Annotated in this window: 21 protein-coding genes; 10 read left to right on the plus strand and 11 right to left on the minus strand. The window is 64.0% G+C overall.

Features of this window, described 5'->3' with window-relative positions:
• The 9 genes from ABI660_RS15190 to panC form a co-directional block, all read left to right on the plus strand.
• The coding region (locus tag ABI660_RS15190; protein WP_348069511.1) for a phosphomethylpyrimidine synthase ThiC at positions 1 to 648 on the plus strand (648 nt) is incomplete at its 5' end.
• Positions 649 to 676: 28 nt separating this feature from the next.
• Positions 677 to 1732 carry a glycine oxidase ThiO gene (gene thiO, locus ABI660_RS15195; RefSeq protein WP_348069513.1) on the plus strand — a complete coding sequence of 352 codons (1056 nt, stop codon included), beginning with the start codon at positions 677 to 679 and terminating at the stop codon, positions 1730 to 1732.
• Positions 1729 to 1938: a sulfur carrier protein ThiS gene (thiS, locus tag ABI660_RS15200; protein ID WP_348069515.1), complete on the plus strand. Its 210-nt coding sequence runs from the start codon at positions 1729 to 1731 to the stop codon at positions 1936 to 1938. Before thiO ends, thiS begins: the two co-directional genes overlap by 4 nt.
• 2 nt (positions 1939 to 1940) lie before the next feature.
• Positions 1941 to 2720 carry a thiazole synthase gene (locus ABI660_RS15205; protein ID WP_348069517.1) on the plus strand — a complete coding sequence of 260 codons (780 nt, stop codon included), beginning with the start codon at positions 1941 to 1943 and terminating at the stop codon, positions 2718 to 2720.
• The gene (locus ABI660_RS15210; protein ID WP_348069519.1) at positions 2717 to 3901 is read left to right on the plus strand and encodes a thiamine phosphate synthase; all 1185 of its coding nucleotides are present in this window, start codon (positions 2717 to 2719) and stop codon (positions 3899 to 3901) included. Before ABI660_RS15205 ends, ABI660_RS15210 begins: the two co-directional genes overlap by 4 nt.
• 15 nt (positions 3902 to 3916) lie before the next feature.
• Positions 3917 to 4297: an aspartate 1-decarboxylase gene (gene panD / locus ABI660_RS15215; protein WP_348069521.1), complete on the plus strand. Its 381-nt coding sequence runs from the start codon at positions 3917 to 3919 to the stop codon at positions 4295 to 4297.
• A gap of 62 nt (positions 4298 to 4359) precedes the next feature.
• Positions 4360 to 5373 carry a biotin synthase BioB gene (gene bioB, locus ABI660_RS15220; RefSeq protein ID WP_348069523.1) on the plus strand — a complete coding sequence of 338 codons (1014 nt, stop codon included), beginning with the start codon at positions 4360 to 4362 and terminating at the stop codon, positions 5371 to 5373.
• Positions 5370 to 6257, plus strand: a complete 888-nt coding sequence (panB, locus tag ABI660_RS15225) for a 3-methyl-2-oxobutanoate hydroxymethyltransferase (RefSeq protein WP_348069525.1) — start codon at positions 5370 to 5372, stop codon at positions 6255 to 6257. Before bioB ends, panB begins: the two co-directional genes overlap by 4 nt.
• Before the next feature lie 167 nt (positions 6258 to 6424).
• Positions 6425 to 7267, plus strand: a complete 843-nt coding sequence (gene panC, locus ABI660_RS15230; protein ID WP_348069527.1) for a pantoate--beta-alanine ligase — start codon at positions 6425 to 6427, stop codon at positions 7265 to 7267.
• A gap of 122 nt (positions 7268 to 7389) precedes the next feature.
• Here the strand turns inward: panC and ABI660_RS15235 are convergent, their stop codons facing one another.
• From ABI660_RS15235 to ABI660_RS15285, 11 genes are all read right to left on the minus strand, one after another.
• Complete coding sequence (locus tag ABI660_RS15235) at positions 7390 to 7758, minus strand: hypothetical protein (protein ID WP_348069529.1); 369 nt, start codon at positions 7756 to 7758, stop codon at positions 7390 to 7392.
• Positions 7751 to 8191 (minus strand): phage holin family protein, encoded by a 441-nt coding sequence (locus ABI660_RS15240; protein ID WP_348069531.1) that lies wholly within the window; start codon positions 8189 to 8191, stop codon positions 7751 to 7753. The genes ABI660_RS15235 and ABI660_RS15240 overlap by 8 nt, the downstream gene beginning before the upstream one ends.
• 48 nt (positions 8192 to 8239) lie before the next feature.
• A complete protein-coding gene (locus ABI660_RS15245) occupies positions 8240 to 8542 on the minus strand; it encodes a DUF883 family protein (protein ID WP_348069533.1) in 303 nt (100 codons plus the stop codon).
• A 158-nt stretch (positions 8543 to 8700) separates the two neighbouring features.
• Positions 8701 to 9474, minus strand: a complete 774-nt coding sequence (locus ABI660_RS15250; protein WP_348069535.1) for a type III pantothenate kinase — start codon at positions 9472 to 9474, stop codon at positions 8701 to 8703.
• An 87-nt stretch (positions 9475 to 9561) separates the two neighbouring features.
• Positions 9562 to 11007, minus strand: a complete 1446-nt coding sequence (locus tag ABI660_RS15255; RefSeq protein ID WP_348069537.1) for an amidase — start codon at positions 11005 to 11007, stop codon at positions 9562 to 9564.
• A gap of 40 nt (positions 11008 to 11047) precedes the next feature.
• On the minus strand, positions 11048 to 12547 hold the full coding sequence (locus ABI660_RS15260; protein ID WP_348069570.1) for a M81 family metallopeptidase: 1500 nt from the start codon (positions 12545 to 12547) through the stop codon (positions 11048 to 11050).
• 5 nt (positions 12548 to 12552) lie between these two features.
• Positions 12553 to 14205 carry an ABC transporter ATP-binding protein gene (locus tag ABI660_RS15265; protein WP_348069539.1) on the minus strand — a complete coding sequence of 551 codons (1653 nt, stop codon included), beginning with the start codon at positions 14203 to 14205 and terminating at the stop codon, positions 12553 to 12555.
• A complete protein-coding gene (locus ABI660_RS15270) occupies positions 14202 to 15089 on the minus strand; it encodes an ABC transporter permease (protein WP_348069541.1) in 888 nt (295 codons plus the stop codon). Before ABI660_RS15270 ends, ABI660_RS15265 begins: the two co-directional genes overlap by 4 nt.
• Positions 15089 to 16042: an ABC transporter permease gene (locus tag ABI660_RS15275; protein WP_348069543.1), complete on the minus strand. Its 954-nt coding sequence runs from the start codon at positions 16040 to 16042 to the stop codon at positions 15089 to 15091. The genes ABI660_RS15270 and ABI660_RS15275 overlap by 1 nt, the downstream gene beginning before the upstream one ends.
• Before the next feature lie 130 nt (positions 16043 to 16172).
• Positions 16173 to 17756 carry an ABC transporter substrate-binding protein gene (locus tag ABI660_RS15280; protein ID WP_348069545.1) on the minus strand — a complete coding sequence of 528 codons (1584 nt, stop codon included), beginning with the start codon at positions 17754 to 17756 and terminating at the stop codon, positions 16173 to 16175.
• Between the two features lie 186 nt (positions 17757 to 17942).
• Positions 17943 to 18629 (minus strand): LuxR C-terminal-related transcriptional regulator, encoded by a 687-nt coding sequence (locus ABI660_RS15285; protein ID WP_348069547.1) that lies wholly within the window; start codon positions 18627 to 18629, stop codon positions 17943 to 17945.
• 51 nt (positions 18630 to 18680) lie between these two features.
• Between ABI660_RS15285 and ABI660_RS15290 the strand changes: the two genes are divergently transcribed.
• Positions 18681 to 20015 (plus strand): HAMP domain-containing sensor histidine kinase, encoded by a 1335-nt coding sequence (locus ABI660_RS15290; RefSeq protein ID WP_348069549.1) that lies wholly within the window; start codon positions 18681 to 18683, stop codon positions 20013 to 20015.
• The last annotated feature ends 16 nt before the right edge of the window (positions 20016 to 20031 follow it).

The following is a 20031-nucleotide window of genomic DNA, read 5'->3' on the forward strand; positions in this document are numbered from 1 at the left end:
GCCTGGAAGCACGATGTGCAGACCATGATCGAAGGCCCCGGCCACGTGCCCATGCACATGATCCAGGCCAACATGGAAGAGCAGCTCAAACACTGCCACGAAGCGCCCTTCTACACGCTTGGTCCACTGACCATCGACATCTCGCCCGGCTACGACCACATCTCCAGCGCCATTGGCGCGGCGATGATCGGCTGGTTCGGCACCGCCATGCTGTGTTACGTCACGCCCAAGGAGCACCTGGGCCTGCCGGACCGCAACGACGTCAAGCAGGGCATCATTGCGTACAAGATTGCCGCGCATGCGGCCGACGTAGCCAAAGGCCACCCGGCTTCGCGTGCACGTGACGAGGCCCTGTCCAAGGCGCGCTTCGAATTCCGCTGGCACGACCAGTTCAACCTGTCGCTGGACCCGGACACCGCGCGCGAGTTTCATGACGAAACCCTGCCCAAGGAAGTCAGCAAGGTGGCGCATTTCTGCTCCATGTGCGGGCCGAAGTTCTGCTCGATGAAAATCAGCCAGGAAGTGCGCGAGTTTGCGGCACAACAAGGTATTGCGGAAAACGCAGCACTGGACCAGGGAATGCAGGCAAAATCCGCCGAGTTCCGCGAAGGCGGCAGCGAAATCTACATTCCCATCCAGAAACTCTGAACCCACGCTGACCAGGGCAAACACATCCATGCATATCGGCATCGCGGGCGCAGGCCTTCTCGGACGGCTGCTGGCCTTCGAGCTGACAAGGGCCGACCATTCTGTCGAGGTATTTGACCCCGCGCCAGGGCCAGAGGCGCCGGCCACCGGCGTGTACGCTGCGGGCTGGACGGCCGCTGGCATGCTCAGCCCCACGGCCGAGCTGGAGTCGGCGGACGAAAACGTGTTTGCGCTCGGCCTGCGGTCGCTGGAGCTCTGGCCCGCCATCGTGGCGTCACTCGGCATGCCTGTCGAGTTGCACCAGCGCGGCAGCTTGCTGCTGGCGCACCGTGGTGATGAAGGCGCGGCGCGGCGCGTGATAGACCTGCTGAACCACAAGGCACCCGCGGGCCACGCACCGCAGTTGCTGGAGGCCGCCGCGCTGCGGGAACTGGAGCCAGACCTGCATGGTGTGGCGCATGCATGGCTGCTGCCGCACGAGGGGCAGATCCACACCGTGCAGGCGATGGTGGCCCTGGCCCATGCCGCCGGTGCACGCTGGCATTGGGGCACCAAGGTGGACCGCCTCTCTCCCGGCAAGATACACACCGCACAGGGCGCTCACGCCTTCGACTGCGTATTTGACGTGCGCGGCACTGGTGCCCGCCCTTCTGCCAACGCTGCCGACCCCTCTGCGGGGTTCACCCCCGGCGTGCGGGGTGTGCGCGGTGAAGTCATCTGGCTGCATGCGCCCCATGTAACGCTGCGGCGACCGATACGCCTGCTGCATCCGCGGCACCGCGTGTATCTGGTACCGCGCGAAGGCGGGCATATTGTCATTGGTGCCAGCGAGATTGAATGCGAAGACCGCTCGCCCATCTCGCTGCGCAGCGTGGTGGAACTGCTGGCGGCCGCGCACAGCATCATTCCGGAACTGGCCGAGGCGCGCGTTGTACACACGGAAACCAACCTTCGTCCCGCGCTGCCAGATAATTTGCCGCACGTTGAACAAGCGCCCGGGCTGGTGCGTATCAACGGCCTGTTCCGGCACGGCTGGCTGATTGCGCCAGCGCTGGTCGAGCAAACGTTGCAGAAATTAGCATGACCCTGATCAACATCACATTCAACGGTGAAGCCCGGCAAGTGCCGGTGGGCAGCAGCCTGGCCGATGCGCTAGCCGCCACCGAACTGCCGGCTGCCTCGTTTGCCAGCGCTGTCAATGGCGAGTTTGTGGCGCGTGATGCACGTGCGCAAACCCTGCTCGCAGAAGGCGACGCCGTGTTCACCTTTCAAGCCATCACAGGAGGCTAGGTATGAGTTTCCAAATCGCCGGCATTGAGCTGGCCAGCCGCTTTTTCCTGGGCACGGCCAGCTATCCGTCGCCGCAAGTCCTGCAGCAGGCCATCGCCGCCTCTGGTGCGCAGGTGGTCACTGTCGGCCTCAAGCGCCAGCTGGCCGCCGATGGCAACGCGCAAAACGACTTCTACAAGCTGATCCAGGCCAGTGGCGCCCGCCTGCTGCCCAACACCGCCGGCTGCCGCAGCGCGCGCGAGGCGATCACGCTGTCGAAGATGGCGCGCGAACTGTTCGGCACCCACTGGATCAAGCTTGAGGTGGTGGGAGATGAACACACGCTGCAACCCGACCCGTTTGAGCTGGTGACGGCCGCCACCGAACTGGTGCGCGATGGCTTTGAAGTTTTCCCTTATTGCACCGACGACCTGGTCAGCTGCCAGCGCCTGCTCGACGCCGGTTGCCGCATCCTGATGCCCTGGGGTGCACCCATTGGCTCGGGCCAGGGCCTGATCAACCCCTACGCATTGCGCACCTTGCGCGCGCGCCTGCCGGGTGTGCCGCTGATCGTGGATGCGGGCATCGGCTCACCGGCCGACGCGGTGCAGGCCATGGAGCTTGGCTACGACGCGGTGCTTCTCAACTCGGCCGTGGCCCACGCGCGCGACCCGGTACAAATGGCGCGCGCTTTCAAGCTTGCCATCGAAGCTGGACGACTGGCATACGAGGCCGGCATCATGGCGCAGCAGGACATGGCGGTTGCCTCGACCCCGGTCACCGGCCGGCCTTTCGTCTTATGACCACCTCCATCAACACTGCACCGGTGTGGACGCTCTCAAGCCATGCGAGGGAACTCGAGCGGTTGCTACAGGAGCCAGGCGATCAACCGTCCCCGGCCGCCGCTTTACTTTGCGTCGACCGCCAGGAAGCAGCCTCCCTGCTGGGCCTGGCTTCCCTGGACACGCGTGACGCCGTCGAGCAGGCTGCCAGGGCCTTGCGCGCACGCGTTTGCAAGGCGGTGGTGATCACCGGTGGCATGAACGAAGTCTATGCCGACACCCCGCAGGCCAACGGCTGGCTCAGCCTACCGGCAGGTCAGTTTGCCGCCGATTCTTCCGCCTTCGCTGCCAGTGCAGCCGACGCGCTGGCAAAAGGTTTTGTGGCCATCGATGCAATCATCCTGGCCCGCATGGCGGCAGCTTCGCCGGAGCCGGACACCGCCTTTGCCCTGCACAGCGGCAACCTCCCCTGTTTCAGCCTGCCGCATCCCACGGCGGTCAGCGGCTTTGCCGCGCTCAGCGACCCAGACTTGGGGCTTTATGCCGTGGTGGACAGCGCGGCGTGGGTTGAGCGCGTGACAGCCGCCGGTGTGCGCACTGTGCAACTACGCATCAAGGATGCAGAGCAACCAGAGCAACCAGAGCAGCGTGAATTCGTACGGCAGCAAGTGCGCCAGGCGATTGCCGCGGCAACGAAAGCCGGTGCGCAACTCTTCATCAACGACCACTGGCAGCTGGCCATCGAGGAAGGCGCCTACGGCGTGCATCTGGGCCAGGAAGACCTGCACATTGCCGATCTGACTGCCATTCGCCAGGCCGGCTTGCGGCTGGGCATCAGCACGCATGCCTATTGGGAAGTCTGCCGCGCCTGGGCGCTCCAGCCCAGCTACATTGCGTGCGGCCCCATCCACCCGACTCAAGCCAAGGCCATGCCGTGGATTCCGCAAGGCAACGACAACCTGGCCTATTGGTGCGCGCTGCTGCCGACACCGGTTGTCGGCATTGCCGGCATGAATGTACCGCGGACCGAGCAGGCGGCGCGCGCAGGCGCCGCTGGTGTGGCGGTGATCAGCGCCATCACGGCGGCGGCGTCACCTGAAGCAGCCATCCTGCAGCTGCAGGAAGCCTTGCAGCGCGGGCGGAAAAGCCTCCCTGTCACGCCCCCCCTGTTTCCCAAACCCACACTTTCACCCAGGCCCTGAGGCCCAGATACGCAGATGCAACGTACCCTTCTCGCCGGAAAAATCCACCGTGCCACCGTCACCCACTGCGAGCTGCATTACGAAGGTTCCTGCGCCATTGACGATGACTTGCTGGAGGCCTCCGGCATTTCCGAGTTCGAGCAGATCCACATCTGGAACATCAACAACGGCGCGCGTTTTGTGACCTACGCCATACGTGCGCAGCGCGGCAGCGGCACCATCTCGGTCAATGGTTCGGCGGCACGCCAGGCGACTGTTGGCGACCTGATCATCATTGCCGCTTTTGGCCAATTGCCGGCAGACAAGGTGGCCGGCTTCCAGCCTAAACTGGTGTTTGTTGACAGCGCCAACCGCATCCAGGAAGAGCGCTCCACGATTGCCGTACAAGGCCTTTGAGCCGGCCGCATCTACCCGTCAAAAAGCAGAGTCGAGCCACTCTCACCTTCAGGAGCCTAGACATGTCCAGCGTATTTGAACAACCCGTCACCCTGCACCGCCCGCGCCAGACCGTCCCGGCCAGCCCCGAACGCTGGAGCGTGGACGCCATCGAAGCACTGTTCGATCTGCCCTTTCCTGAGCTGATGCATCGGGCGCAAACCGTGCACCGCGAAAATTTTGACCCCACACGCGTTGAATTTGCGACGCTACTTTCGGTCAAGACCGGCGGCTGCCCGGAAGACTGCAACTACTGCCCGCAGGCGGCGCGTTTCGACACTGGCGTGGAAGCCACCAAGCTGATGGAGCCGCAGGAGGTGAAGGCGGCCGCCCAACGCGCGAAAGATGCTGGAGCCACACGTTTTTGCATGGGCGCCGCCTGGCGTGCGCCGAAAGATCGTGACATTGAAAAAGTGGCCGAGCTGGTGCGGACGGTCAAGGCACTCGGGCTGGAGACCTGCGCCACCTTGGGCATGCTGGAAGATGGCCATGCACAAACGCTGCAAAGCGCTGGCCTGGACTACTACAACCACAACCTCGACAGCGCGCCTGACTTCTACGGCGACATCATCACCACGCGCGACTACCAGGACCGCTTGGATACGCTGGCACGCGTGCGCAGTGCGGGCGTGAAAGTCTGCTGCGGCGGCATCGTCGGCATGGGCGAGACCCGGCGCCAGCGCGCCGGCCTGGTGGCCGAACTGGCCAATCTGTCGCCCTACCCCGAGTCGGTGCCGATCAACAACCTGGTCAAGGTCGAAGGCACGCCGCTGGCCAGCCAGAAGGACCTGGACCCGTTTGAATTTGTGCGCACGATTGCCGCGGCACGCATCACCATGCCGAAAGCGCGCGTTCGCCTGTCGGCCGGCCGCCAGCAAATGGGCGATGCGGTGCAGGCGTTGTGCTTCCTCGCCGGCGCCAATTCGATCTTTTACGGCGACAAACTGCTGACCACCGGCAACCCTGACACCGACGCCGATGTGGCCTTGCTGGAGCGCCTGGGAATGACACGTTCTGCACCCGGAGTGCCCGCATGACGCCCGCCTCACCGGCAAACACCGGCGCCAGCCCTTACGGCACACTGCCCGCTGCGCCATCGGCGGCCTCGCGCAAGCCGATCAGCCTGCCGCGCCTGCGCGAAATGCACGCGCAAGGCGAAAAAATCACCATGCTCACCGCTTACGACGCCACCTTTGCGGCGGTGGCCGACGCGGCCGGCGTGGAATGCATTCTGGTCGGCGACTCGCTGGGCATGGTCTGCCAGGGATTGAGCAGCACGGTGGGCGTGACCCTGGAGGCCATGCGTCACCACACCGAATGTGTCGCGCGCGGCCTGCGCCGCGCCCAGGCTACCGCCTGGCTGATTGGCGACCTGCCCTTCGGCAGCTACCACGAATCCCGGGAACAGGCCCTGCGCAGCGCGGTGGTTCTGATGCAGGCGGGCGCCCACATGGTCAAGCTCGAGGGCGGCGGCTGGACCACCGAGACGGTGCGCTTTCTGGTGGAGCGCGGCATCCCGGTCTGCGCCCACCTGGGCCTGACGCCACAAACCGTGCATGCCCTGGGCGGTTACCGCGTGCAGGGAAAAAGTGACGAAGCCGCAGCCCTGCTGAAGGCCCAGGCCCACGCGCTGCAAGATGCCGGTGCGTCCATGCTGGTGCTTGAGATGGTGCCGGCCACGTTGTCGGCCACGCTGACCAAAGAGCTCACGCACTGCGCCACCATAGGCATAGGCGCCGGCGTAGGCACCGCCGGCCAGGTGCTGGTGCTGCATGACATGCTGGGCATGAACCTGGGCAAGATGCCGAAGTTCGTGCACAACTTCATGAACGAGGCGCACAGCGTGCAGGGCGCTATGCAGGCCTATGTGCGTGCCGTCAAGGAAGGGCGCTTCCCGGTCGATGCGCTGCACGCGTGGTGACCATAGGGCCCCCACGCTTGTCACTGCGTGTACTACTCTGCCCCCCGAGGGGGCCGCTGCGCCTGCGGCCCGGCTAAGCCGGTTCCGCGGCCCTGGCTGGTCTGGCTCCGGAACCCCCACGCTTGTATAGTTTGCCTCCTTTGAACTGCAACCTCACATAACACCGCATGAAAATCGCCCACACCATCGCCGACTTGCGCGCGCAACTGGCTCCTTACAAGTGCCCGGCCTTTGTGGCCACCATGGGCAACCTGCACGATGGCCATATTGCTCTCGTCAACCAGGCCAAGCCTCGCGGCGATGTGACCGTGGCCAGCATTTTTGTGAACCGCCTGCAATTTGCGCCGCATGAGGACTTCGACACCTATCCGCGCACCTGGGAAGCCGATTGCGACAAACTGCGGGCCGCCGGCTGCGATGTGCTGTTTGCGCCACGGGAGACCGATCTCTACCCCGAGCCGCAGACCTACAAGGTGCACCCGCCCGCCGAACTCGCCGACATTCTTGAAGGACACTTCCGGCCCGGTTTTTTTGTCGGTGTGAGCACCGTGGTGATGAAACTGTTTTCCTGCGTGTTCGCGGGCAAGCCAGACGGCATTGCGCTGTTCGGCAAGAAGGATTACCAGCAGCAAATGATCATCCAGCGCATGGTGCAGCAATTTGCCCTGCCAATCACCATCGTCGCCGGCGAAACCCTGCGTGCGGCCGACGGCCTGGCCCTGTCCTCGCGCAACGGCTACCTGAACGCTCAGGAACGCAGCGAAGCGGTTCAGTTATCCCTGGCGCTCAAGGCCCTGGGCGAAGCCGTCAAGGCGCAGGGCCTGCCAAAGCGGGAAGCCCTGGAAGCGGCCGCAATGCAGGCGCTGGCCGCACGCGGCTGGCAACTGGACTATCTGACCGTGCGCCGCTGCGCCGACCTGCTGCCGTCGGAGAATGCCGACACCTCGCTGGTGGTGCTGGGTGCCGCCAGGCTGGGTACCACGCGGTTGATCGACAACCTGGAAATCTGATCGTTTGGTTCAGATATAAAAAGTGCCTCCAGCCCAATAGGAACGGGCACAAGCAGCTATCTATTCAGGAGCATGTAGCCAGCCGGGCGCAGACAAGGCCGTCGCACCTTTCCAGAAGTAAATCAATCAGCGGCCGGAGGATTGTCGTCTTCGGCGGGTTCCGCTGCAGGCCCGCGCTGTTCGGCCAGCCACTGGTAAGCCTTCCACACTAGCAGCGCCGAGCCCGCACCCAGCAAGGCGTAACGCAGCAGGGGGCGGCGCACGCCGGCCAGCACCAGCGGAAGCACCGAGCTAATCAGCGGAGCGCGCCTGATCAGCCCGAGGGCCAGCGGCAAGCCCTTGCCCATGGCCAGCCCCGGGACACCGCTTTTGAAGGCCGTTGCCGACTGCCGCGCAGCACGAACGGCCTGCGCGAGCTCGGCGCGCTCCGTGGCTGAACGCACCAGCAGCAGCTGTTTTCTTAGCGCGCGTTGGGTGGCAGCGTCACTCATGGTGTTTATCGGGGTAGGCGGTACTTGCAGAGACGGCCTGCAGCGCGTCGCGGTCCTGCGCCATTTCGGAAAATGTCGCCTGCAGGAAGGGCGGGCGCGTTGCCAGCGTGTGCCGGACGCGCCACCAGAACCAGCCGCCCAAGCCCAGGTACACCGCCGCGAAAAAAGCCAGCACCGCCACACGCTGTGACGCATCGACCGCCAGCACGATCATGAAGGTGAATATCAGGACGCCAACCAGGCCGAACACCAGCAGCCCGAGCAGGTTCAGCAGCAGACCGATCAGGCGCTGCAGTTCTTCTTCCAGCTCAATGCCGGCCAAAGTCAGGCGCGTGTGCGTCATGGCCAGCGCAGTGAGGGCCAGCTGGCGCAGCGACGCGAACAGGCGCGGCGGCTGGCCGGTCTCTGTGCGATCAGATGGGGGCGTGCTCATGGCTGCGGCAGGTGCACCGGCAGACCGGTGCTTCCCACATGGCGTTGTTTAACGGCGGTTGACCAGCAAGCCAATCAGGAAGCCGGCGGCAGTGGCAATGCCCACGGCTTTCCACGGATGCGCATGCACATATTCGTCCGTCACCTTCGCCGCTTCCTTGCCCTTGAGCAATGCGGCTTCCTGCAGGCCGGTCAGCTTTTCGGTGGCCAGCTTGAGCTTGGCTGCCGCTTTCTCCCGCAGCGCAGCTGCGGTTTCGCCGGTGGCGGCGGTTGCCGCCTTGAGCAGCTCTTCCACGTCGGCGAGAACCACTTTCATGTCGACGATCAGTTTGTCTTTGCTGGTGTGTTCCATGGCATGCTCCGAAGTGCGGGTGGTAAGAAATCGGGCGCGGGCGCAGCGCAAACCCGGTTCCAGTTTAGTCCAAGCGAAAGCCACAGGCCACACCCCAGGTCAAAATCCCCAGTGGCCTTGATTCACCGCAAGACTACCCAGGCGAATGGAACTGGGAATCAGGCCTCGACCGGAAACCGCCTCGAAGCAATCTCCAGCAGACCGTCAAAAATCAAGCCTTCGACCAGTTCGAACTCGATCGACATGCTGGGCCCCATCTTCCACCCCGCACCGCCCGTCATGATGCATTCAGGCGCTTCGCCACAATGCCGCGTGGTGTTTTCCACCATGCGCTGCACTGCACCTGCAATGGCAAAAGTGCCGCCGCTGGTGAGGGCGTCGCTGGTGTTGGTGGGAAAGTCCTTCACTTCACCCGTTGGCACATGCAGGCCGGCCGTGCCGGACTCCAGGGCGCGCAACATGATGCCGTGGCCCGGGAGGATGATGCCGCCGAGAAACTTTCCAGAGGCGTCGATCGCCTCGACCGTGACCGCCGTGCCGACCATCACCACCACGCAGGGTTTCCTGACACCGCGCGCCAGCAGCCGTTGCCGGGCGCCTATCATCGCAACCCAGCGGTCGGCCCCGAGCCGGGCCGGATGGTCGTAGCCGTTGCTCACGCCAGCTTCCTGGACGCTGGGCACGACCCAGCGTGGTACCACGTCCCAGAACTCCATTTGCTCTTCCACGCGGCGCTTGACGGCGTCGCCGGCCACGATGCAGCCCAGAATCAGCGAGGGCGCGGGCAGGTCACACCATTCCTCATCGGCCAGCTTGTCGATGTTCTCCAGAAAGACCGCGCCATGGGCCAGCAAAGGGGAACCGGCCGCCGGGGTCGCGTAATGCGCCCACTTCAGCCGGGTGTTGCCCACATCGAGTGCTAGAAATGTCATGCGACCCGATTATGAACAGCTTCTGGTGAGCGGGACGCCGGCAGGCCTAGAGGTTTTCCCCCGGGAGGCGCCGGACAGCCGGTGCGCTCAGGGCGGTGGTATGACGGGTCGCTTGAAGTTCACCCCAACCGGCCGCGCCGCTTCCCAGGCGCGCGAGGCGCGCAGCACCAGTGCGTCACCGAACATCGGGCCGACAAACTGCAGGCCGATGGGCAGGCCCGCCGCAGTCAGGCCGCAAGGCACGGTACTGGCCGGCTGCTGGGTCAGGTTGAAGGGATAGGAAAACGGTGTCCAGCCCAACATGGCGGCCGGGTCCATGGGGGTATGGCCGGCGGGCCGCGCCTCGAAGGCGGGCACGGCCACAGTGGGGGTGACCAGCAGGTCAAAGCGCTGCATGAACTGGCGCATGTGGCTGCCCAGCGCACCACGCTGCAGGTGCAGGCGCTGGATATCGAGCAGGCTGAACTTTTCGCCGAGCAGCGCCTCGGCGCGGAAGTCGGGGTCGGTCAGCGCCTGCTGCGCGGGGCTCAAGGTGTTCCATACCGTCCATGCACCGGCAAACCACAGGCCGGTGGTGATCTCCAACGGGTCTTCAAAGCCCGGGTCAATCTGCTCGACGTGGGCGCCGAGGTCGGCCAGCAGGGCAACCGCCTGCGCCACCGAACGCGCGACTTCGGGATGCACATTGCGCGCATAACCCAGCGCGGGCGACCAGGCGATGCGCAGGCCGCGTATGCCGTCTTCCAGACCCTGCAGATAGTCGCTGCCGTCTGGAGGCAGCGAGGTCCAGTCCCGGGCATCCGGCTTTTTCAGCACATTCATCATGAGCGCGGCATCACGCACGCTGCGGCTGTGCGGCCCCAGGTGGGCCACCGAGCCGAAGGGCGACAGCGGGTAGGCCGGCACGCGGCCGAAGCTGGGTTTGAGGCCGAAGTTGCCGCAGAACGCCGCCGGAATGCGCACCGAGCCGGCGCCGTCCGTGCCCACGGCCAGCGGTCCCATGCCCGACGCCACTGCCGCTGCTGCGCCGCCGGAAGAGCCGCCCGGGGTTTTGCTGGGGCCCCACGGGTTGCGCGTGATGCCAGTGCGGGGGGAATTGGTTTCACCCTTGCAGCCGAACTCTGGCGTATTGGTCTTGCCGAGGATCACGGCACCGGCTTCGCGCAGCCGCGCCGTCGCGGGCGCGTCCACCTCCCAGGGCTGGCTGGCGTCCACCGTGTGGCTGCCACGCAAGGTCGGCATGCCGTGGGTGAGGATCAGATCCTTGATCGAGACCGGCACCCCGTCGAGTTCGCCGCAGGGTTCGCCGCCCTGGCGAAAACGCAGCCAGCGCGCTTCGCTGTCCCGGGCACTTTGCAGCGCGGACTCCCGCGCCACCAGGCAAAAGGCGTTGAGGACGGGATTGAGCGCATCAATGCGCGCCAGCACGGCGCGTGTGGCTTCGACCGGCGAGGCCTGGCCGCTTTTATAAAGCTGCAGCAGTTCGGTCGCGGTGCAATCGGCCAGATCGGGCAAGGTTGGGGAAGTGGTCATCAGCTACTCCAGTCGTTGCGTTATCCGGACGACCCGTCCTTCAAGGCCGGCGCCGGATCGATTCGGGCAGGTTTTTCCACGGCAGATCAGCCGGGTCCGCCGCCATCGGCCCGGCTGCTTTGGCAATCAGGATGTCGGTCGCGGCATTTTCCACCAGCGGTGTGAAGTCCGCACGAAAATGGTTGGAGCTTTTGACGACGATGATTTTCATCGCCTCGGGCGTGATGCCGGCCATGCGGAACAGCTCTCGGTCCAGCATCTGTTTCTTGCCGCTGGCCACTGCCACCAGCACACCATCGATCTCAAGGCAGGCACAAGGCCCCAGGTGCACGGTCAGCCCGGTCATCATCGGCCCCTTGAGCGTGACCTTGCCATCGTGGACAGCACGCACGGTAAAGCGGCCGCTCACTGGCGGATCGCTCAGCTGCCCGGTAAAGGTCGGCACCGCTTTGCCCACCGTCGTGGAAATCGTCGCACCGACGCCGGCCGCCAAAGCCATTGCTGCCGCTTCGGGGTCGAACATCAGGCCCAGCGCCACCTGGTCCGGAAAGCGCCGGCCCGCGCCCTGTTGCAACAGCGCGTGCAGCAGGCCGGTGGTATTGCTGTCGCCGCCGGCGCCCGGGTTGTCCTGGGTGTCGGCCATCACCACTGGTTTGTTGCGCTTCGAGGCCAAGGTCATGGCATGGGCCACCGCATCAGGGGCGTCCAGCGTGCTGAGCCGCCATTGCGAGGGCTCGGACACACGCTCACACAGGCGCCGCACTGCCTGCTCCGCATGTTCACCATAGCCCCAGACCATGGGCGCACACTCCGCAAAATCTGCAGCTGGGAATGCCATGCAAAAACTCAGCACTGAACCGAAATCGCGGTCCAGAGCCAGGATCTCTTCGTAAATGCTTTTGGCCGGTTCCATCCAGGTGCTTTGGGCATTGAGCGGGATCAGGAAAGGCAGGCGCCGGAAGTGCAGCGCCTCGCGCCGCCCGAGCTTGAGCCGGCGCGCCAACAACTGTGCCGCCAGCTCGCCGGTGGCGGCCATGTCAACGTGGGGGTAGCTGCGGTAAGACACCAGCGCATCGGCCTCCTGCAGCATGCGCCGCGTGACATTGGCATGCAGGTCCAGGCTGGCCACGATGGGCAGGTCCGCCCCCACCACGCGGCGTATGCGCGCCAGCAGCTCGCCTTCGGTATCGGCGACATGTTCGGCCACGGCCGCACCGTGCAGGTCCAGATAGACCGCATCAAAGCCGCCCTTGGCCACATCGGCCAGGATGGAAGCGCAGATGCGTTCAAACGCGTCTTCGGTCACATACGAGGAGGGAATCGCGCCACACCAGCTGCTGGGCACTAGCTGCCAGCCCATGGTCCGCGCCGCCTCGATGAAGCCGCCTATGGGAATGTTGATGCCGGCCAGCTTGTCCAGCATGGCGCGGCCATGAATGAAGGCAGGAAAGGAGTCGCCGCGGTTGAACGCCGCCCAGTCGGCCTTGGTGGGAGCGAAGGTGTTGGTTTCATGCTGGTAGCCAGCAACAAGGACTTTCAGGCTTTTCAAGACAGGGCTCCGGGAGCGGCGGCGAGCAGCCGCCTGGTGTAGTCATGCTGCGGGTGCGCGTAAAGTCCGGCGGTTGCACCCTCCTCCACAATTTCTCCCTGGTGCATGACGATCACACGGTCGCACAGCTGGGCCGCGACCCGCAGGTCATGGGTGATGAAAAGCATGCCCAGGCCGAATTCAGCCTGGATCTCACGCAGCAGCTTCAGGATCTGCGCCTGCACACTCACATCGAGCGCGCTGACGGCTTCGTCGGCCACCAGCACGCGCGGCCTGCAGGCCAGCGCACGGGCAATCGCAATGCGCTGGCGCTGCCCGCCCGAGAACTGGCTGGGGTAACGCTGCAGGCCTTCGGCCGGCAACCGAACCTTGTCCATCAAACTGGCCGCGAGCGCCGTAGCTTCCTCGCGGGTAGCTCCAAAATTTATAGCGCCTTCGATGATGGAATCACCCACCTTGCGGCGCGGATTGAGCGAGCGGTTGGGGTCCTGGAACACCACCTGCACCTGGCTGCGCAAAGGCCGGAGGTGGCCCTCGCCAAGTTGGGCCACGTCGAGTAGGCTTTCGTCCTCGCTCTGGGCGTTCTGGCGCCACAAGACCTGGCCGTCCGTCGGGTCGATCAGGCGGATCAGGCAGCGCGCCAAGGTCGACTTGCCCGACCCGGATTCGCCAACAATGCCCACCGTTTCCCCGGCGGACACGGCCACCGACGCGGCCTTCAGCGCATACGTGAAACGGCTGCGGCCCAGCCAGTCACGGGCACTGTAGGTCTTGCTGACCGCCAGGCCACGGAGCAGCGGCGAACCCCGAGGCACCGGCCGGGCCGGCGGCGGCGTCATGCTAGGTACTGCGGCCAGAAGCGCCTTGGTGTAGTCGGCCTGGGGCGTCTGCAGCACCGCATCACGCGGACCGTACTCGACCGCCCGGCCATGGTGCATCACCAGAACGTCATCGGCAATCTCGGCCACCACCCCCATGTCGTGCGTGATGAATAGCACCGCACAGGCCTGGCGCCGGCCGCTGGACCGGTCTTCCTGCAGCTCTTCGATCAGTTTGAGTATTTCTTTCTGCGTGGTGACGTCGAGCGCCGTGGTGGGTTCGTCGCAGATCAGCAGGGCCGGCTGCAAAATGACGGCCATCGCAATCACGATGCGCTGGCGCTGCCCGCCTGACAGCTGGTGCGGGTAGCTGCGCATCATGCGTTCGGGCTCCGGCAGCTTGACGCGCCGCAGGATGTCCAGCACCGCTTCGCTGCGCTGCTTCGCACCCCAGTCGGTGTGCTGCCGGAGCAGCTCGTCAATCTGGTCGCCGCAGGTCATGACCGGGTTCAGCGCCGTCATCGGCTCCTGGAACACCATGCCCATGGCCTGGCCGCGCAAGGCGCGCAGGCGCTGGTCGGAGGCCACCAGCAGGGACTCTCCCTGCAACACGACGCTGCCCGGGCCGGGCCGAAGCTCACGGGCCAGCAGCCCCATGACCGCGGTGGCCATGACCGATTTGCCCGAGCCGGACTCGCCCACCACACACAGGGTCTTGCCGGGGTGAATGCTCAAGCTGATCTCTTCGACCGCATAAGGCCGGTCGCTGCCGGGCGGCAGGGCCACGTGCAGCTTGTCGATCACGAGGACGGGCTGGACGCTGGCACTCATGGCATGCGCCTGGAGAATTTCGGGTCCAGCACATCGCGCAGCCCGTCGCCCAACAGGTTGATGGCCAGCACCGTGGGCACCAGAAACAGCGCGGGGAACAGCACATTGCCCGGGTACTGGGTGAACTGCACCCTGCCCTCGGCCATGATGTTGCCCCAGGTCGGAATGTCGGCCGGCAGGCCCAGCCCCAGAAAACTCAGGATGGCTTCCGTCAGCACGGCCGATGCGGCCACAAAAGTACCCTGCACGATCAATGGCGCCATGGCGTTGGGCAGGATGTGGCGCCAGAGAATCACCGGCGTTGGCGTGGCCAGCGCCCGCGCCGCTTCGACAAAGGGCTCTTCGCGCAAGGTCAGCACCATGGCTCGCACCAGGCGCGTGACCCGCGGAATTTCGGGAATGGCGATCGCCACCACCACGGTCCACAACTGCGCGCCCAGCGCCGCCACCAGCGCAATCGCCAGCAGGATGGCGGGAATGGCCATCAGCCCGTCCATGAAACGCATCAGCACTGCATCAACGATGCGAAAGTAACCGGCCAGCATGCCCAACAGCGCACCCACGCCAATGGCCACCGCCGCAGTGAAAGTTGCCACCAGCAGCGAAGTGCGGGTGCCGTACAGCACGCGGCTGAAAATATCGCGCCCGAAATTGTCGGCGCCCATCCAGAAGGTGTGCATCACCACCGTGCCGTCGAGCTGCGCAAATTCCCCGCGCACGCCGGCGGCGGTGTTGATATGGGCCGAGTCCATGGCCGCCGGGTCCACCGTGCCGAGCACTGGCGCCAGTGCGGCCAGCAGCAAAAGCACACCCAGCACCAGAATACCGAAACGAAAGGCGCTGTTGGTCCAGAGCCGCTGCGAAAGAAGTTGCCAGACCTGCATCAGTAACGAATCCTCGGGTCCAGAAAGAGATAGCTGACATCCACCAGCAGGTTGACACCCACATAGAGCAGGCTGAAAAACAGCACGAGGCCCTGGATCACGGGAAAGTCACGGTTCAGCACCGCGTCCACCGTCAGCGACCCGAGGCCGGGAATGGCGTAGACGGTTTCCGTCACCACCACACCGCCGATCAGCAGCGCAACGCCAATGCCGATCACGGTGACAATCGGCACCGCCGCGTTCGCCAGCGCATGGCGCATCAGCACCGCGGATTCAGCCAGCCCCTTCGCGCGCGCTGTGCGGATGTAGTCCTCGGTCAGCGCCTCGGAAACACTGGCGCGGGTGACACGGGCAATGAGAGCCACATAAATCATGGCCAGTGTGAGCCAGGGCAGCACCAGCTGTCGCGCCCAGGCCCACAGACCTTGGCCGTCCGCGCTGAACAGGCGCCGGTAGCCCTGTACCGGAAACCACTCGAGCTGGACGGCGAACACGTAGATCAGCAGGTAGGCAGTGACAAACACCGGGATCGAAAAGCCCGCAACCGAAAAACCCGACAGTACCCGGTCCAGCCAGCCGCCCATGCGCCAGGCAGCCAGGGTGCCCAAGGGCACCGCCACCAGCACCGCGAGCACCAGCGTGCCCACCGCCAGGCTGAGCGTTGGCTCCAGGCGCTGGGCAATCAGTTCGGTCACCGGCTTGTTCAGGTAGAACGAATAGCCCAGGTCCCCCTGCAACACGTTGGTGAACCAGATCCAGAACTGGGCCAGCAGCGGTTTGCTCAGACCCAGTGTTTCCCGGATCTTCTCGATGTCTTCATTGGTCGAGTTGTTGCCGGCAATCACCGCTGCGGGATCACCGGGCGTGAGCCGCAGGATCAGGAAAACCACGACAGCCACCACCAGCAAGACGGGAATGGTCGCAAGCAAGCGCTGCAGCAAAAATCTCAGCATGGCCGACGACGCCAATGAACGTGGTGACCACTCTTTTCAAGCAGGGGCCGCGGATCTGGCTTTGCCAGTCCGCAGGCGCACCGCCCCCTCGGGGGGCAGCGTAGTACGCGAAGCGACAAGCGTGGGGGCACTAGTTCTTCTTGATGTTCCAGTACACCTGCGCACCGCCAGGCACCAGGCCCGAGATATTCTTCCGCAGCGCCGCAGGGTTGTTGTACTGCCCCAGGTGCACATGCGTGGCCGTCTCGACGGCACGCAATTGCAGCTGCTCCGCGAGTTTTTTCTTCTCCGCCTCGGTACCGGCCTGGGCGAACTTGACCTTGAGTTCTTCAATGATCTTGTCGTCCTGCCAGCCGAACCAGCCCTTGTCGCCGGTGGCGTTGAGCATGGCCATGGTCAGCGGGTTCTGGATGTCACCCGCCGTCCATGCAGTCATGAAAGCGTTCCAGCCGCCCTTGTCCGGTGCATCCTTCTTGGCGCGGCGGGCCAGCAGAGTCGCCCAGTCAGACTGCTGCATGTCCACCTTGAAGCCCGCGGCTTCGAGCTGCTGCTTGGCCACCAGCGGCAGCTTGGCAATCGATGCCAGATCGGTAGGCCGCATCAACACGATGGGCTCGCCTTTGTAGCCGGCTTCGGCCAGCATCTGCTTGGCCTTGGCGGGGTTGGCCAGGCCAGTGTAGATGCCGGTGTTTTCGCTGGCATAAGGCGTGCCGCAGGGGAAAATGCTCCTGCAGAACTTGTACATGCCGGGTGCACCGACCTGGGTTTTCAGGAAAGCTTCCTGGCCCATGGCTATCATGGCCGCCTGCCTGATCTTCACGTTGTCAAACGGTGCATGCAGGTGGTTAAAACGAAAGATGTACTGCAGGCCAGCCGGCTGGGCGTCAACGATCTGCACGTCCTTGGCGGCCTTGAGCGATGCGTATTGTTCAAAGGCGGGTTGCTCGATGATATCCACCTCGCCGGCCAGCAGGGCATTGAACTGGGTTTGCGGATCGCGAATGATGATCCATTCAACGCGGTCCAGGTAGACGTTTTTACCGCCGGTGGTGCCATCCGGCGCCTCGGCACGGGGCTTGTACTTTTCATTCTTGACATAAACCAGTTTTTCGCCCGGCTTATATTCAGCCGCGACGAACTTGTAGGGGCCGGAACCGATGTTTTCCTTGATCTGCTCGCTGCCGGGGGTGGCCGCGATGCGCGCCGGCATGATGAATGGCACGTTCGACGAGGGCTTGCCCAGGGCTTCGAGCATCACGCCAAAAGGTTGGTTGAACTTGATGACAAAAGTTTTCGCATTGGGCGTTTCATAACTGGCCAGGCTCTTGGCCATGACCCCGCCAAAGCTGTCGCGGCTGGCCCAGCGCTTGAGCGATGCCACCACGTCTTCGCTGGTCACGGGTTTTCCGTCATGAAACTCCAGCCCGTCGCGCAGGGTGAAAGTCCAGACCTTGTTGTCTTTGGAGGCGCTATAGGTGTCCACCATTTGCGGCTTGACCTTGCCTGCCAAGTCCGTCCCGAACAGTGTGTCGTAAATCATGTAACCGTGGTTACGGGTCACAAACGCCGTGGTCCAGATCGGGTCCAGGATGGTGATGTTCGAGTGCGGTACAACCTTGAGTGTGTTGGCCTGTGCCAACGCAGCCGGCGGCAACAACAAACTGGAAACCAGGGCCACCGAAGCGGCCGCGGTGAAAAGGGAGCGACGTTTCATGACAATTTTTCCTTGGAACAAGAGTTGGAACGGTCTGGCAAGGCCCTTGAAAGGGCTTTTGTACTGTAACCATACATCGGATGCAATATTCAAGCCATCCACGGAAACGGCATGAACCCAAAAACCTCACGCCCGGCTCGCGCGCTTCTCCCTTCTTTCAGCCGCGGGCGCAGGCTCTGGGCAGATTCAGATCACACCGAGCCAGCAGGCGCGCTGGATTGCCGACATCTTGTTGTCCACCTTGAGTTTTGCCATGGCATTGGAAAGGTGGTAATTGACGGTACGCTCGGCACACTGCAAACGCTCTGCGGCCTGGCGTGCGGTCAGCCCCTCAAAGGCCAATGCCAGGCACGCACCCTCGCGCGGGCTCAGGGGACTGCTGGCCTCGGCCATGGTGCGCTTGAACAGCGGCCAGATGTTGAGCGCCGACCAGACCAGGGCCGCAGCCTCGGCGCGGTCATGGAACTCGCGCGGACTGAAGATGAAGCATTCAAAGGCGCGTCCTGAAGGCAGTGGAAATTCGACCCGCACCACACTCTGGAAGCCATGGGCCCGGCACAGCAGGCGCCAGCGGCTTCCTTCGGCATGGACTTTGGCCTGATCCGTTTTGGCAATATGCTGCCAGGCCACGAGTGGCGCATCCGATTCCCGCCACGGTGCGCCGAAATCCTCACTTTCAGCCAAGGCGAGCGCTGCGTCCAGGAAACGTGGCGGATGAACGGCCGCCACCCTCCGGTCCTGCCGCTGGCCAAACGGGTCCGGACCCAGGACGACCACCGCCTCAACCGAGAATTCGCGCAGTGCGGAGATCCAATCACTGAGCATGTTGTCCAGTGCAATACTGTCAAAGTTGACAGGGGGCTGCATGCTCATTTTTGCTCCGGAGCTGTGACAATGCGCTGTGATATGTTCCAAGTTCTATTCATGACTTCCGTAGTGCCCGCCAGGATCAAACAACAGATTCGCGCGCTGTGGGGCCGCCCCGGCATGGGCGGCCGACTGCAGGCGCGAATCAAGGCTGAACTGTTTCAGGAGCAGTTGGACCTTATTCTGCACCCGTCCCGGTGGCGCCTGCGCTGGCTTGGCTTGTTCACCGTCGTGGGTCATCCGCTGTTTGGATGGATCTGGGGGCACTGGTTGCCGCAGCCTTACGAAAGCCCCGCATTGCGGGCCGTCATGGGCACGCTGGGTCTTTTGCTGATTTGGGAAAGCATTGTCAACGATCCCTCCAGCAAGTTGTCTGCGCGGATTTTCACCCTCGTTTTCTGGCTGCAGCTGCCGCTGTTTTTCAGCTGGATGTATCTTTGCAACAACGGCAACACAGTTTGGCTGGCCAGTTTTTGCGCAATGGTGCTGATTTATTACCATGTGACCGACTGGCGCGCGGCGACCTTGGGCACGCTCAGCGGCGCATTGCTGGCGTGGATGCTGTTTCGCTGGTTCGGCCCGACCGTGGCGCCCCTGAGCGAGCAGCAATTTTCCATCAATGCGGTGGTCATCGCCTTCACCTGGGCCAGCGCCGTGGTGCTCGGGCTGTCGTCAGCAAACCTGCGGCGCGAGCACCTGCAGCACACACTGACCACCATGGGCATCATGGCCCACGAGCTGCGCACGCCGCTGGCCACGATGTCGCTGATCGGCGATGCGGTGCGCAATGAAAGCCAGCAGTTCAAGGAGCTTGCCCATGCCCAGCGCCTGGAGCAACTGGTGGTACGGTTGCACATGCTGGTGCGCAACATGAACCAGCAGATCGATACGCAGATTGCCAATGCACGCCTCATGCGCCTGCCAACGCACAAGGAAACCGTGGGCGCCGCAGCACTGTTGCGCAATGTGGTCAAGGACTACCCCTACCGCAACTCACGCGAACGCGAGAGCGTCGCGCTGGTGCTGCGCAAGGATTTTTCCTTCGAGTCGTCCTACCGGTTGTTCGCGCAGGTCATCAACAACCTGCTTAAAAATGCCTTCCGGTCCCTGGCGGCTACCAGCGCCGCCCCCAAACCCGGGGACCTGCGCATTGAAGTGGGCGTGCTCAATGGCTGCGGGCGCATTGTCGTCACCGACCAGGGGACCGGCATCGCACCAGAACTGCAGGCACGCGTCTTCGAGCCATTTTTCTCGACTGACCGGGGGACCGGCCATGGCCTGGGGCTGGCTTTCTGCCAGCAGGTGGTGGAAAGCGCCGGCGGCAGCATTCGCGTCCAGTCGGAGCCTGGGCGCGGCGCCGTCTTCATCATCGAACTCCCGTCAATCGATTAACGTCAACTTCACGCAG

Origin of the sequence: Polaromonas sp., from assembly GCF_039930745.1 — a bacterium.
Lineage (GTDB): Bacteria > Pseudomonadota > Gammaproteobacteria > Burkholderiales > Burkholderiaceae_C > Polaromonas.